This window comes from Enterococcus dispar ATCC 51266 (assembly GCF_000406945.1).
In the GTDB taxonomy this organism is placed as follows: domain Bacteria; phylum Bacillota; class Bacilli; order Lactobacillales; family Enterococcaceae; genus Enterococcus_C; species Enterococcus_C dispar.
Window position 1 is genome coordinate 2,406,670 of sequence record NZ_KE136354.1, and the last position, 14,038, is coordinate 2,420,707.

The 14,038-nt window shown below is 37.9% G+C and carries 13 protein-coding genes and 1 other annotated feature; of the genes, 6 read left to right on the top strand and 7 right to left on the bottom strand.

Annotated elements, in window-relative coordinates:
• The first annotated feature begins 5 nt into the window (after positions 1–5).
• Positions 6–422, top strand: coding sequence for a DUF2871 domain-containing protein (locus RK01_RS13855; protein ID WP_016173406.1), 417 nt, complete (start codon positions 6–8; stop codon positions 420–422).
• A gap of 302 nt (positions 423–724) precedes the next feature.
• On the opposite strand, the gene RK01_RS11300 is transcribed toward RK01_RS13855, so the two are convergent.
• Genes RK01_RS11300 through RK01_RS11325 form a run of 6 tightly spaced genes read right to left on the bottom strand, consistent with a single transcriptional unit; the run spans position 725 to position 6,540 of the window.
• Positions 725–1,555 carry an ABC transporter substrate-binding protein gene (locus tag RK01_RS11300; protein WP_016173407.1) on the bottom strand — a complete coding sequence of 277 codons (831 nt, stop codon included), beginning with the start codon at positions 1,553–1,555 and terminating at the stop codon, positions 725–727.
• Positions 1,555–2,502, bottom strand: a complete 948-nt coding sequence (locus tag RK01_RS11305; RefSeq protein ID WP_016173408.1) for a prenyltransferase — start codon at positions 2,500–2,502, stop codon at positions 1,555–1,557. The genes RK01_RS11300 and RK01_RS11305 overlap by 1 nt, the downstream gene beginning before the upstream one ends.
• Positions 2,499–3,317 (bottom strand): carbohydrate ABC transporter permease, encoded by an 819-nt coding sequence (locus RK01_RS11310; RefSeq protein WP_016173409.1) that lies wholly within the window; start codon positions 3,315–3,317, stop codon positions 2,499–2,501. The genes RK01_RS11305 and RK01_RS11310 overlap by 4 nt, the downstream gene beginning before the upstream one ends.
• Entirely contained in the window at positions 3,318–4,190 is an 873-nt protein-coding gene (locus tag RK01_RS11315; protein WP_016173410.1) for a carbohydrate ABC transporter permease, read from the bottom strand. It abuts the gene before it with no gap.
• Complete coding sequence (locus RK01_RS11320) at positions 4,183–5,460, bottom strand: ABC transporter substrate-binding protein (protein ID WP_016173411.1); 1,278 nt, start codon at positions 5,458–5,460, stop codon at positions 4,183–4,185. The genes RK01_RS11315 and RK01_RS11320 overlap by 8 nt, the downstream gene beginning before the upstream one ends.
• 51 nt (positions 5,461–5,511) lie before the next feature.
• Positions 5,512–6,540, bottom strand: a complete 1,029-nt coding sequence (locus tag RK01_RS11325; protein ID WP_016173412.1) for an ABC transporter ATP-binding protein — start codon at positions 6,538–6,540, stop codon at positions 5,512–5,514.
• A 227-nt stretch (positions 6,541–6,767) separates the two neighbouring features.
• Here RK01_RS11325 and recQ point away from each other — a divergent pair, with 227 nt between their 5' ends.
• Positions 6,768–8,513 carry a DNA helicase RecQ gene (recQ, locus tag RK01_RS11330; RefSeq protein ID WP_016173413.1) on the top strand — a complete coding sequence of 582 codons (1,746 nt, stop codon included), beginning with the start codon at positions 6,768–6,770 and terminating at the stop codon, positions 8,511–8,513.
• Positions 8,514–8,905: 392 nt separating this feature from the next.
• Positions 8,906–11,059, top strand: a complete 2,154-nt coding sequence (locus RK01_RS11335; protein WP_016173414.1) for a HelD family protein — start codon at positions 8,906–8,908, stop codon at positions 11,057–11,059.
• A 147-nt stretch (positions 11,060–11,206) separates the two neighbouring features.
• Here RK01_RS11335 and RK01_RS11340 read toward each other — a convergent pair whose 3' ends face one another.
• Complete coding sequence (locus RK01_RS11340; protein ID WP_016173415.1) at positions 11,207–11,617, bottom strand: Ohr family peroxiredoxin; 411 nt, start codon at positions 11,615–11,617, stop codon at positions 11,207–11,209.
• A gap of 186 nt (positions 11,618–11,803) precedes the next feature.
• On the opposite strand from RK01_RS11340, the gene RK01_RS11345 reads away from it, so the two are divergent.
• Genes RK01_RS11345 through RK01_RS11355 form a run of 3 tightly spaced genes read left to right on the top strand, consistent with a single transcriptional unit; the run spans position 11,804 to position 13,504 of the window.
• Positions 11,804–12,268, top strand: coding sequence for a MarR family winged helix-turn-helix transcriptional regulator (locus RK01_RS11345; RefSeq protein WP_016173416.1), 465 nt, complete (start codon positions 11,804–11,806; stop codon positions 12,266–12,268).
• On the top strand, positions 12,252–12,797 hold the full coding sequence (locus RK01_RS11350; RefSeq protein ID WP_016173417.1) for a GNAT family N-acetyltransferase: 546 nt from the start codon (positions 12,252–12,254) through the stop codon (positions 12,795–12,797). Before RK01_RS11345 ends, RK01_RS11350 begins: the two co-directional genes overlap by 17 nt.
• Positions 12,794–13,504, top strand: a complete 711-nt coding sequence (locus tag RK01_RS11355) for a B3/B4 domain-containing protein (protein WP_016173418.1) — start codon at positions 12,794–12,796, stop codon at positions 13,502–13,504. Before RK01_RS11350 ends, RK01_RS11355 begins: the two co-directional genes overlap by 4 nt.
• Positions 13,505–13,705: 201 nt before the next feature.
• Positions 13,706–14,019, top strand: a binding site (T-box leader).
• Positions 14,020–14,038 lie beyond the last annotated feature (19 nt).

The window sequence follows — 14,038 nt, forward strand, 5'->3', positions numbered from 1 at the left end:
AAAAAATGAAAAAAGTAATGAATACAGCAATGCTTTATTTTATTTTAGCAATGGTAGGCGGTGTCTTTTATCGGGAGTTCACGAAATTCAATGATTTTACCGCAACGACAACATTAGGCGTAATCCACACTCATCTTTTAGCGCTGGGCGTGGCTGTCTTTTTATTGGTGGCAATACTTTTTAAAGTGACCAATTTAGCAGAAAATAAATTGTATCGTCGTTTTTATGTTTTATATAATATCGGCTTGCCCCTAATGGTTATCATGATGACCATTCGCGGCATATTTCAAGTGTTGGGAACAAATTTAAGTCAGGGCATGAATGGTATGATATCCGGTATTGCCGGCTTATCGCATATCGCCGTGGCCGTAGCGCTATTTATGCTACTTTTAGCAGTGAAAAAGGTATTGAGTGAAGAGTAACCATTTTATAGTTAATAGATAAGTAGATTATGTCCGAGCATTTGAATTGCATCAAAATAGATTGGGATGAAAGTTGAACTTCGAAGAATATAACGGAAGCTAAACTGTTATGCTGGAAAACTAAAAAAATAAAACCCTAAACCAAATTAGACAGCCAAAAAGATTTTCAACAAGTTAAATTTCTGGGATGTTCAAGTCTAATACTTTGGTCTAGAGTTTTTTTATAGCTTTTAAGAATACGAAAATATTTTAAAGTTGGGCACTTTTTGGCTTGCTAGTGTTTTGTTTCAATTTAGTTATTTTTAAAACACTGCCTTTAAACAATCTGCTGCCTCATACTTTTCACTAATTTTTCCACTTTGCCACAAGAAGTCAGCTAATAAGTTGAAGTCTTGAGCGGAATAATTGTGCTGTTTTTCAAAGGTAAAGTGGCGGATGTTTTCTGCTGCTTCTTTGGTATATTGGGCAACATTCATTGCTTGGGCGACTTTTTCATCGCTGCTTAGTGCGTTAAAATCTTGTGCGGCTGCTTCTAATGCACGGTGGAAATTTGTGACTGTTTCAGGATTTTGCTGGTAAAATTTGCGGTCAAAGCACCACATTACCATATTTTTATCGGAATTTTTAGAGTGCCACAAAATTTTAGTATCTGTTTGGCTGGTTAAAATATCAGTGATAAAAGGTTCAATCGCCACCAAGGCATCAATTTCACCGGCAGCTAGCATTTTGATACGTTCGTAAGTATTATCCACCCAGACAATTTCAGGGTTGGTTAAAATGTTTTTTAAATCATAAGCCATAAAGAAAGGAAACAAACCTTTGCGGGCAACTCCAACCCGCATACCGTTTTTAGGGGCATCTTTTTTGGCTAAGAGCTGGATTGTGCGAGTTAAATCGGTGGTAACCACCGCATCTTTACCTTGTTCTCTATAGTCAAAGTAAAAAGTTGAATCTCCCATCATCGCATCGACATCACCGGCCACAAAACTGCTTTTTTTAGCAAATTGGAATGCTTCGGCAATGGTTAAATCAACCGGGACATTAAATTTTTCAAAATAGCCTAATTTATCGGCAAAAATTACCGGTAAAACAAGGGGATTAATTTTATTTTGAACCAAACGGATTTTTTCCATTAGAAGTACTTCCTTCCGATAATTTGGATGAAAAATAAAAGGCTCATCCACGTATTAAAATGATAAATTAACAGCAATGGCCGCGGCCCATATTCACGCCCCATTTCGGGGTAAACTGCTGGGATTTTCAAATAGTCTTTATACCAACGAATGTAGCCTTGGTGGTAAAAAATGAGGCACCCGATAAGAAATTGCCACCAGGGAATGGTTTGGCTAAGAAAAAGATAAAGCCAGCAACTAAATAAGATGATAAATTCTGGGATGACAAGTAAAATGGCATTACGAAAACCGATGACATGCGGCAGTGTCACCCGCACACCGCGGTCTTTTTCATAATCGCCGACGTTATTGGTAGACATTAAAAAGACAGTCAAAATCATGGGAATCACGCTATAAATTAAGAGTTGAGTATTTCCGGTACCCATTTGTGACCGCCCTGCCAGAAAACAAGCTAGCCCCCCAACAAAAAAGCCTGAGACAATTTCGCCGACTGGATAAAGCAGATAAGGTTTTGGCCCCAAGGAATAAGTGATTGCAGCGAGTAAACCAAGCAGTCCCCAAGCTAGCAGCACCAAATCTTTGGTTAAAAAGACTAAAAGTAAACCACAACTACCACCAAGAGCAATCATCAACAGTAAAACTAAGACAGCGTCAAAAAATTTGGCATCGCCGCGAACGAGACCCTCACTGCCTTTATGGTGGGTAAAAGTGTCTTCATTTTCTTCTTTGGCTAAATATGCCCGCATTTCATTGGCTGTATTGGCGACAATATTAAAACAAAAGCCAGCGATAAAAAATAAAATGAGGCGTAACCAATGGATCTCACCGGTTAAATAGGCGCCAAAAAAACTACCGCTTAAAACGGGTAATCCTGTTGCAAAACCGGTGCGAACTTCCATAACCGTATAAGCCCGTTTGGGAAATCCTTTTAGATAAGACCAGTTCAACTTTTGACACCTCCTGCTAAACTTTCATAGATGTATTTTTGTAAGGCTAAAAAGACAATCAGCATCGGAATAATACTTAAAATGACCAAAGCACAAATAATCTGCCAGTTGGTTTGATTGGGTCCCATAAAGCGATAAAGGGCGGTAGCGACAGTGCCGTGCTCTGAGCCGGGTAAATATAAAAACGGAATATAGAAATCGTTGTAAATACTAATCATTTTTAAAATAATTACCGTCCCAGTTGCCGGTCGTAGCAATGGAAATAAAATTTTTCGATAAATTTGAAAATAACTAGCACCTTCTAGTAGGGCCGCTTTATCTAGTTCAACCGGAATTTTTTCATACATTTGCAAATAGACATAAATCATCACCACATCTGCGCCTAAGTAGATAACAATGGGCGCAATTAAGCGGTCATAAAAGCCTAAAGCGGTAATAATTTTAAAGGTCGAAATTTGGGAGACTACCATTGGCACCATTGAAATTAGAAAGTAAGCGCCAATGACCAATTTTTTAAAAGGAAAGTCAAAACGATTTAAAACATAAGCGACCATTGAACCAATTAGCACACTGCCACAAACCCCACAAAAAACTAAAATAAAAGTATTGATAAAAGCTTGGGGTAGGTTACCGGTGGTAAAAGCGGTCCGATAATTTTCAAAATGCCACGTACTAGGTGGCGTAATCCCACGGGTGGTGTTAAACTCTTCATAAGTTTTAAATGAGCCAAAAAATACCGTTAATAAAGGATAACAGCAGATTAAAAGCCATAAAATTAAAAAGCTATATTTGCCAACTTTTGCCAAGATCCGCATTTAATCAGCCTCCTTTTGAAAACGATGTTGGGCATAACTTAGCCCAATTACAAATAACGACATAATCACCGCCAAAGCAGAACCTAAGCCGACTAATTTTTGTTCAAAGGCAACTTTCATCGTTTGCACTAAAAAAGTGGCGGTGCCATTGGAACCATTGGTCATAATTAAGGGGATTTCAAAAGCGGAAACAGCCCCAATTGTCAGTAAAATAAAGTTAAGTTTTAAAACCGTTTGAATATTAGGCAAAATAATATAACGGGTTTGTTGCCACAAGTTGGCCCCTTCTAAACTGGCTGCTTTTTGATAGACGGCAGGCAGACCTTGAATGGCCGCAAAATAGAGTAAAAAACTCGTGCCTAAATGGCGCCATAATGAAATAAAAGCGAGCGTATAATTGGCGACAGTAGGATCCCCTAGCCAAAAGCGAATGTACTTACTTAAATGAAAAAAATGAAGCAGTTGGTCAAAGGAGCCATCTGGTTCAAAAAACAGTCGGAAAATTAACGAGGTCGCCACGCCGCTAATCATAATCGGAAAAACGATGACCGCTTTAAAAATATTTTTCCCATAAGTTTTTGTTCCCAGTAAAATGGCTAATGTCAAGGCAATCACGATTTGCAAAAGACCGGAGCCTAAATAAAACAGATTGGTTTTAAAGGCTTGCAAATAGACAGGATCTTGCCAAATGGTGAGATAATTTTTTAAGCCGACAAAATTCTTTTCCGTTGCTAAACCATCCCAGTCCGTAAAACTGTTGTAAATTAACGTTACAATCGGCAGCAGACCGAAAATAAGCAACAATAAAAGCGGTAAAGAGAGAAAAAGCAGAATGGTCTGCTTTTCCTCTCTTTTTAGGCTGAGCTTATTCATGAGCTTTGGCTGCAGCCTCCCATTTTTTCTCAAGGCTATTCACGTAATCTTGGTAACTTTCATTTTGATCAGGATACAAGGCAATGTTAACTGTTTTTTGTAAAACATCAGTTAAACGACCGACACCCACTTCATTTGCAATTGCAGTATATTTGGCTTCAATGGCAGGATCGGTTGCGGGCGCAGTTAAAATGACGTTGTTGTCTTTGATTGCTTTTTGTTCAGTATCATCTAATTTGGCTTTCACCGGTGTCATCCCACCCATATCTTTAGCAAAACCAGAAGCAGGATCAATAAAGAAATCTAAGAATGCTTTTGCGGCAACTTTGTTTTTTGAATGTTTGTTAATGCCAATCACAGATGGGGCTCCAAGGGCCAAACTGGTTTTACCATCTAATAAATGTGGAAACGGCATAATGTTAATCGTATTTTTGCTTAATTTTTGCAATGGCGCAACATCTTGTGAGCCACTCATTAACATCGCGATTTTACCGTCAGCTAATTGTTGTTGCGCTTGTTGGGTTTCTAAGGTAACGGGATCTTTTTCAATTAAACCGGCTTTGGCTAATTGATAAATAACATCCATGACTTCACGAATTGGTTGGCCTTCTTTAAAAGCGGATTTACTTTCAACCATTTCTTTTTTGAAGTCTTCGCCACCGTAAGAAGATAATGCGCCTGCCCAAACGGCTAGACGTTGATAGTTAGTGTAAAAAGGAATGGCACCTGTTTTTTCTTTAATTGTTTTCGCGTCAGCGATTAATTCTTCTGTGGATTGGGGTAATTTATCAATCCCCGCTTTTTTGAAGACTGCTTCGTTGTAAACCAAACCTAATGAGTTTAAAACTGTTGGTAAGCCGTAAGCTTTGCCATCGTAATCGGCTTCTGTAACATCAAGATAGTCTTTTTCCATCGCTTTTACGGTGCCCAATTCTTCAAAGTACTTGCTGTAATCTTCAGGTTTACCTGCCATTGAAAAAGGAATAAATACAACATCACCATAATCTTCTGTGTTCATGCGGTTGGCGATATATTGATCGTAGTCTGTACCAGCCGATTCCCATTTAATATCTTTAATTTCAGGATATTTTTTCTTAAAGTCTTTTTCAATTTGGTCATACAATTTATCAGCATCTGTGCGATTGGTTACAACCGTGAACTCGCCGCTAACTTGATCGCTTTCTTTTGTTGCCTCTTTATTGCTGCTGCCACAAGCAGCCAAAAATAGTGTTGCAGCTGCCACTGTCAAACCTAAATAAATTTTTTTCATGTTTCTTTCCTCCAGTAAAATATTAAAATATTTTATAGCGGTACTATAAATTTATTTATCAAAAAATAGTAATTGTTTTGGATCAAACGTAAATGTAACTGTCGCGCCTAAAGCAGGCGGGTTTTGTGCAGTTTGTACGAATAGTTTCGTTTGTTGCCAATCCAACTGCAAAATGCTATTGCCGCCATAATAACGTACTTCTGTGACAATTCCAGTTTCAAAAGATGGTAAGCTGCTTTCTTTGTGTTTTTCTTCACGAATATGGATATGCTCACTGCGGATTGCGGCTAGTTTGTCTTTCTCCTGTAAAAATTGTTGCTGTAAGTGTGGTGCCAATTTGGCAAAGGAGAACATATTAATCGTGGGCCGACCAATAAATTCGGCCACAAAGCGGTTCTTTGGTTTTTCATAAACTGCTTGGGGCGTACCGACTTGTTGAATCACGCCGTCTTTTAACACGATAATGCGATCAGCCAAAGACATGGCTTCTTCTTGGGAATGGGTGACAAATAGTGTTGTCGCGTGTAATTTTTTATGCGTGGCTAAAATTAAATCCCCCACTTGATCCCGCAATTTGGCATCTAAGTTGGATAAAGGTTCATCCATCAAAAATAACTTGGGATCGCGGACGATTGCGCGGGCTAGTGAGACCCGTTGCCGTTGACCACCGGATAAATTTTTCGGTAAAACATTTAAGACTTCTGTTAAACCAAGTTCTTTTGTGACCCAATCCAATTTTTCCTGACGTTCTTTTTTAGCAGTTTTACGAATTTTCATCCCAAACGTAATATTTTGCGCCACTGTCATATGCGGAAACAAAGCGTATTCTTGAAAAACAAGCGCCATATTCCGATCTTTCGGGGCATCTTTGGTAATATCTCGATCTGCCAGAATAATACTGCCTGTGGTTGGAGCTTCAAAGCCTGTCAAAATATTTAAAAGCGTTGACTTACCGCTGCCACTAGGACCAACGATTGCGATAAATTCGCCTTTTTCTACCGTTAAAGAAAAATCTTGTAGCGCATTTTTCTTTTTACCAGGATAGTGTTTGCTAATATCTTGTAAAGATAAATAACTCATTTGCTAACCTCCAGCGTACTTAAATTCGCCTCACCAAGCTTACACTTTTTTTGTTTTCTCGTCAAAACCATTTGTTATAAAATTCGATAAAATAGGGTAATCAAACTCACCGGTTACGTAAAAAATTCTGGCGACCAATTGGCCACTTTTTTCTGGTGGTTTTCCATGTTAAGATGAATAGACAAAAAATACTGGAAAAGAACTTGGCAGTGAGAAGAGGATAATACGTGGATGTTTTAACCCAATTATTAAAAGAAAAGTTTGGTTACGAAAGCTTTCGTCCGGGTCAATTAGAATTGATTCAAAAAGTGTTGCGTAATGAAAATGTTTTAGGCATTATGCCAACCGGTGGCGGGAAGTCGATTTGTTATCAATTGCCGGCATTATTATTAGATGGCTTAACCTTAGTGGTCTCGCCTTTGATTTCTTTAATGAAAGATCAAGTGGATGCGTTAAATGAAATGGGTATTGCAGCTACTTTTGTTAATAGTAGTTTATCTCAAGCTGAAGTAAGTATACGCTTAAAAGATGCAGCCTTTGGCAAATATAAATTAGTTTATGTTGCGCCGGAACGTTTTGAAATGTTTTCGTTTAAGCAACTTTTACAGCAAGAAAAAATTAGTTTAATTGCTGTGGATGAAGCCCATTGTATCTCGCAATGGGGGCATGATTTTCGCCCGAGTTATTTGCAATTGGCCCAAGAAATCAAAGCGTTGCCCCAACGTCCGGCTGTGATTGCCTTAACTGCGACAGCAACGCCCCAAGTCGCCAAAGATATTGAAAGCAGTTTGGAAATTCCGGCGAATAATAAAGTCCAAACCGGTTTTGCGCGGGAAAATTTGGCTTTTCAAGTAGTAAAGGACGCTAAAGACAGCTATTTATTGGAATATTTGCGGGTCAATGATCAACAAGCGGGTATTATTTATGCCAGTACCAGAAAAGAAGTTGAGCGCTTATACCACCTTTTAAAAAGTAAAAAAATTGAAGTCGGTTATTATCATGGCGGTTTAACCGAAGCGCAACGCTCAGCAGCGCAAGAAGCTTTTTTATTTGATGAAATTAAAGTAATGGTAGCAACGAATGCTTTTGGGATGGGGATTAATAAAAGTAACGTCCGCTTTGTCATCCATGCGCAAACACCAGGCAATATTGAATCCTACTATCAAGAAGCCGGCAGAGCGGGGCGCGATGGACTGCCGAGTGAAGCCATCTTGATGTACGCACCGCAAGATTTGCAAGTACAGCAGTTTTTTATTGATAATTCTGAGATGGAAATCGACTACAAGCAAAAAGAATATTTGAAGTTACGAGAAATGAGCCAGTATGCTCATACAGAAATGTGTTTGCAACGCTACATTCTGCGCTATTTTGGGGAAGACGGCCCAGATTGTGGGCGTTGTAGTAACTGCTTAGATGAAAGAGAAGTTGAAGAGATTACATTAGATGCCCAAAAAGTGTTATCTTGTGTCAAACGTATGGGTGAACGTTTTGGTAAAGCACTTATTAGTAAAGTTTTAACGGGTTCAAAAGATCAAAAAATTAGCCAATGGCATTTTGAAAAGCTATCAACTTACGGCTTAATGAAAGACTGGAGTCAAAAAGATGTTAGTCAGTTAATTGATTTTTTGACAGCAGCAGGTTATTTAACCCCCACAGAAGGACAATTTCCTTTATTGAAAATTTCCAATAGTGGCAAAAAAGTCTTACTGGGACAACAAAAAGTGATGCGTAAAGCTCAAGTCGTGAAAAAATTGGCACCGGATAATGAATTGTTTGAAAAACTGCGCCAGTTGCGCTTGGAATTGGCTTCCAAACAAAATTTACCACCGTATGTCATTTTTTCTGATAAAACGTTGTATGAACTAGCTGAGATTCAGCCACAAACCACCTTAGAAATGTTGCAAATTAAAGGGGTAGGGGAAAATAAATTGAAAAAATACGGCGCAGCATTTTTAGAACTCCTACAAAAATAGCTTTTTACTTTTATTGTTTCAATTTTTCATATTGAATAAAGCCTTATGCTCCGGCGGAAACTTTTTGAAAATAAAGTTTCTGCCGGAGCTTTTTGTTGAGATGAGAGTAGATGATTTTCCCAAGAATTGACCGCATTTGTTCCACTGTTCTTTATAACTGGCGTAACGCCGGAACTCTTTTCGGCACTAAACCAAAATTATAAGAAATTTAAGGGGAAATTTAGCAAGATTTCGTCTTATTGTTTGAGAGCCAAGCAAGTTCATTCCGCTTTTTTGTTTTCGCTTTCTTTTCTTTTAAAATGGGAGTATAAAGATTGCAGTGAAATGAATAGGGGTGTAGAATAGCTTTCCGCTAATAAAAGCGGCGCAAATGCGAATTTAGGAGTGGTGTTATGGTCAACACACGAGCAGAAGAACAATATTTGCAAAAAGTTTATCACGCATTAAAAAAAGCAGAAGGACAATTGACTGAAACTTTAGCTAAAGGACAGAGTACTGGTATTTTAGCTCTGCAGGAAATGGCAGGAGATGTCCGGCTGAATTTTGATAACTTCGCTGATAATTTAGACACGTTTGCTCAGTTGGAAATGAAAAACCGTGAAATTGATCAACTGAATTTAAAACAAGAAACAGCTGCCAACAAGCTGGCACAAGTTAAGCGCTTATTACCGCAAGCTTATTTTGGCAAAGTAGTGGTGGATTATTTTGACCAAGAGGAAAAGCAGTCTTTTTATATCGGCGTCAATGGCTTTAATGAAGAAAATGAAAATCTGGTTTACGATTGGCGTTCACCGGTGGCTGAGTTGTTTTATAATAACGTTTTGGGAGCATCTGCTTACTGGGCAAATGGCAATGAGATTCCCGTTGCCATTGATTTAAGGCGGCAATTTGTGATTTCTTATGATCAGTTGAAACATTACTTTGATACCAATGTTGCCATTGAAGATGATGTATTATTAGCAGCACTAGAAAACAGTGCCAGTAAACAGATGCAGGCAATTACTGCGACTATTCAAAAAGAACAAAATGTGATTATTCGTGATTTAACCCATGAGATTATTTTGGTCAATGGGGTAGCCGGCAGTGGTAAAACTTCGACAATTATGCAGCGCATAGCGTATTTATTGTATTCATTACGCCAAGAAATTAGTGTGGATGACGTGTTGATTTTAGCGCCCAATGACAAATTTATTCAATATCTTGCCCATGTTTTGCCTTCATTAGGGGAAAAAAATCCCCGCAATTTAACGTGGCGTAAACTTTTGGCATGGCAATTAGATCAACCGCTAGAAAGTGAAACGGATTATTTTATCCGTATTACAAAAAGTGAAGTCGATGCGCGGACGTCTGTTTTGCGCAGTCGCAAATTTGCCGAATTTGTGTATAACGCTAGTAATATCTTACAAAATAGAAATTATTTTCAAGCAATTTCATTAAAGGAAAAAGTAATTATTAAAGCTGAGACAATCGCTGAAATGTATGCTACCACCCCCAAAGAAGCTACTTTTGGTCAAAGAATTCAAAGTGTAGCGGCAAAACTTCGTAGTTATTGGCAGCGTCGTTTATTAAAACAAGCCCAAGGTAAAGCTTGGCAAGATCGGGTTTTGGCTTTATCCGAAACGCAACAGCAAAAATATTTTGGGCATTTATTACAAGATGAGTCACCTAAAGCATTGAAAAAATACGCTTTACGCTTATTGCAGCAAAAATATCACGAGATTGAAGTTGCGATTACGAACTTTACTTGGCTACAACCAGCGCAAATGTTAGCAGATTTATATTTGGCTTATACTGGTGACACGTATCACGCTGGTAAAGTGTTAACAGTTGATGAAGCGACGATTGCGTTATTAATCCAACACCGCTTTATTAGAGCGAGTCCCTTAGCCGAGATGAAATACATTTTAGTAGATGAAGTTCAAGACTACACGCCGGCGCAAATCTTTTTATTAAACCAATTATTTACGAAAGCTCGGTTTACTTTAGTGGGGGATTACAATCAAGCAATCTTTAATTCTCAGACGGATTTTGTAACCATTGCGGCTATTTTTAAAGCGGCTAAAAGAGATGTTACAGTTTATGATTTACTAAATAGCTACCGTTCCAGTGGCGCTATTACAGCGGCGTTTCAACAGCTTACGGCCCAAACTGATTTTACAATTGTACCAGTTCGCCCTAAAGGCAAAGCAGTAGCGGTAAAAAAATTGGCTAGTTTGGATGATTTGGCTTACCTTCTGGCAGATGGCAAATCAGTAACTGTGATTACCAAAACGCAAGCAGAAGCTGATTATTTAACACAATGGTGGCACAATCAGCCCGTAATTTTAGCCGATAAAAATATTCCTAAAGAAAATGTAACGATTTTGCCAATCAGTTTAGCAAAAGGGTTAGAATTTGATCGTGTGATTTTATACAACGTTACGAAAGAAAATTATACGAATCAACAAGATCGTAAAATGTTATATACTGCTATTTCTCGCGGGATGCAGGAACTTACGATTACTTATTTTTCTGAATTAACCCCGTTCCTACAGTTTTTAGCTTAAGAAAGTGTAATAAACGTGTTTTTCCTCGTGAAAGTCATCTACTCCTTTACTTAAAAAATAATCCGCTGACAACTACACTATAATGTGCTTTGTCAGCGGATTATTTATTTTTATGTTTAGAAGTGAAACGATGCCAAAGTGGTTGCTTTAATCTTCGGCAGCAAATTTTACATCGACATTTCCTTTGATAGCTTTTGTATACGGACAGATATTTTCGGTTTCTGTCATATATTTTACGGTATCTTCTTTACTTAAGCCTTCAATTTTGCCAATTAAAACAACTTCTAAATGTAGTGTTGTAAAATCTGGTAAATCCCCAAGTAAGCTGACTTCAGCCCGAATTTCTCTTTTTTTATCCCCTAAGCCGTCTCGTTCTAATGGAAATTGCATAGCACCATTAAAACAAGCGGTAAGCCCCGCGGCAAATAATTCTTCTGGATTGGTGTAGCCTTCTTTTTTTACGCCAGTTGTTAAGACATCTAAAGAACCTGTGACAGACTTACTTTCTCCTTCGCGACCACCGGTATTAATCACTGTTGAAGTTGACATTTTTTTCATCTGTTTTCCTTCCTTTCAAAAACAACGCTTCAAACTACGTACAACATAAAGACTTTTATTACCTTTAAATTAACCGTATCATGATTCAAAACAAAAACAAAATGAAGTGCTTACGCTTAATTGTTGCATATACAATAAAAATGTTTTAAGATACAAATTACCAATAACTTTTAAATGAGGAAAAATATGACTGATATTTTACGTGATTTAGGCAAAATTGCCCGTGCATTAGATTCGATTGCCAATATTGAATTTAAAGAATTTTCTTTAACCCGGGGGCAGTATCTTTATCTGGTTCGCATTTATGAAAATCCCGGCATCATCCAAGAAAAATTAGCAGAGTTGATTAAAGTCGATCGCACTACCGCTGCCCGCGCTATTGCCAAGTTAGAAAAAAATGGTCTGATTGAAAAACAGCCACAAGCAGACAATAAAAAGAATAAATCACTTTTTGTCACCAACAAAGGGGCTAAAATTGCCCCAATCATTCAAGCTGAAAACCAATATTCCAATAAGGTTGCTTTAAAAGATTTTAGTGAACCGGAAATGCAACAATTAGCAGCTTATTTAGCACGAGTGGAAAAAAATGTTGCGAAAGATTGGGATTTGGTGAAGAAAGGAGAAAGACGACTTTATGGTAGTGAAGATTGAAGGTGTAAAACAAACAGAAGTTGAAAAGCTAAAGGCAATTAGTGAAACCACTTTTGCCGAAACTTTTGCTAAAGACAATACACCAGAAGATCTGGCAGCTTTTTTAGAGCAAAATTACAACTATTCCCAATTGGAAAAAGAACTCGCCAATAAAAATTCTTTTTTCTATTTTATTTACCAACAAAATGAGTTGGCTGGCTACTTAAAATTAAATATAAATGAAGCGCAAAGTGAAGATGGGACAAAAGAAGCATTAGAAATTGAACGAATTTACATTTTAAACGCCTTTAAGGGTCAAGGCTTAGGGAAACAATTTATTACTTTTGCGGAAAAAACAGCAAGAGAAAAAAATAAAAGTGAGATTTGGTTAGGCGTGTGGGAACACAATCCATCTGCCATTGCTTTTTATAAAAAAATGGACTTTGTTAAAACGGGGCAACATATTTTTACTATTGGCTGTGATGATCAAACAGATTGGATAATGACAAAAATATTAAACGACAAGAACAGCGGAGGTCTTTTGAAATGAAAAAAATAAAAGTAGATGAAAATTTTTGGGAACTTTTTCCCAATGCAGAACTATTTGTTGTCACAGCTACTGGACTTAATAATCATGTCAATGAAGCAGAAGATGCGTATTTTGCCGATTTATTAGCCCAAGGTAAAAAAGAAGCTCAAAAATTTTTAACAGCAGAAACTTTTAGTCAAAACGATGTTATTCAGGAATGGCGTCAAGCTTTTAGCCAATTTAAAACAAAAAAAGGAGCGCGTTCTTCGATTGAAGCGTTATTAAAAAGAGCCAGCCAAGATCGCACCTTTAATCCTATTAATCCGCTTGTGGATATTTACAACAGTATTTCGTTAAAATACGCGGTTCCTTGTGGCGGTGAAGATATCCAGGCGCTCGCAGGTGACCTCCATTTAGGCAAAGCCAAAGGGGGCGAAAGTTTTAAGCCGTTAGGAGCGGATGAAGATGCGCCAGCTTTACCCGACGAAATCATTTATTATGATGAAAAAGGAGCAGTATGTCGTTGTTTTAACTGGCGTGAAGCCCAACGCACCATGTTACAAGAGCAGACAACAGATGCCATTTTAGTAATTGAAGCCATTAATGAAGTGCAGGCACAAAGAGCGCAGGCGGCAACGGCGGAACTACAACAATTAATAGAAACCTATTTTGAAGTTAAAACGAGGAGTGCAACTTTAACCAAAGCAACCCCTGAGCAGGAATTCTAATCCCTAAAGCGCCAAGAAAATCTTTCTTTTCTTACCGAAAAAGAAAGCGGACTTTCTTAGCGCTTTTTTTTGACGACACAGATAAAACGAATATCATCAGGCAATAATACGAAAAATTTTAATAAAAAGTGATAAAAATTATCGAAAAGTGTTTGACTTTTCTGACAATTCAGCATAGTATATAACACAACCAATTTTATATTTTTGACGCTGAAAAGAAGAGTAGTAGAAAAAAACTGCAAAGAGAGCCTTTGGGTGGTGTAAAAAGGTCAGTTGTTTTTTATGAAACACATCTTGGAGTTGCATTTTTGAATAAAGTAAAAAATGCCGGGTTAGCCCGTTATCGCTGCGGTCATTGTTGGATGGCTAGACAAAAAGGCTGACAGCCAGAGGAGAAATAAACAATAAACTTGTGAAATAATCAACAAGCCCACCTCTTTTGTTAGCTTGATCGCATAAGGTCTATTATTGCATAGATAAATTGAGGTGGAACCACGCGTGTTAGCGTCCTCTGACTTTGTCAGAGGGCGCTTT

Coding starts and splice junctions, on each gene's coding strand:
- RK01_RS13855 (WP_016173406.1), top strand. CDS start 6: ATGAAAAAAGTAATGAATACAGCAATGCTTTATTTTATTTTAGCAATG.
- RK01_RS11300 (WP_016173407.1), bottom strand. CDS start 1,555: ATGGAAAAAATCCGTTTGGTTCAAAATAAAATTAATCCCCTTGTTTTA.
- RK01_RS11310 (WP_016173409.1), bottom strand. CDS start 3,317: ATGCGGATCTTGGCAAAAGTTGGCAAATATAGCTTTTTAATTTTATGG.
- RK01_RS11315 (WP_016173410.1), bottom strand. CDS start 4,190: ATGAATAAGCTCAGCCTAAAAAGAGAGGAAAAGCAGACCATTCTGCTT.
- RK01_RS11320 (WP_016173411.1), bottom strand. CDS start 5,460: ATGAAAAAAATTTATTTAGGTTTGACAGTGGCAGCTGCAACACTATTT.
- RK01_RS11325 (WP_016173412.1), bottom strand. CDS start 6,540: ATGAGTTATTTATCTTTACAAGATATTAGCAAACACTATCCTGGTAAA.
- RK01_RS11335 (WP_016173414.1), top strand. CDS start 8,906: ATGGTCAACACACGAGCAGAAGAACAATATTTGCAAAAAGTTTATCAC.
- RK01_RS11340 (WP_016173415.1), bottom strand. CDS start 11,617: ATGAAAAAAATGTCAACTTCAACAGTGATTAATACCGGTGGTCGCGAA.
- RK01_RS11345 (WP_016173416.1), top strand. CDS start 11,804: ATGACTGATATTTTACGTGATTTAGGCAAAATTGCCCGTGCATTAGAT.
- RK01_RS11350 (WP_016173417.1), top strand. CDS start 12,252: ATGGTAGTGAAGATTGAAGGTGTAAAACAAACAGAAGTTGAAAAGCTA.
- RK01_RS11355 (WP_016173418.1), top strand. CDS start 12,794: ATGAAAAAAATAAAAGTAGATGAAAATTTTTGGGAACTTTTTCCCAAT.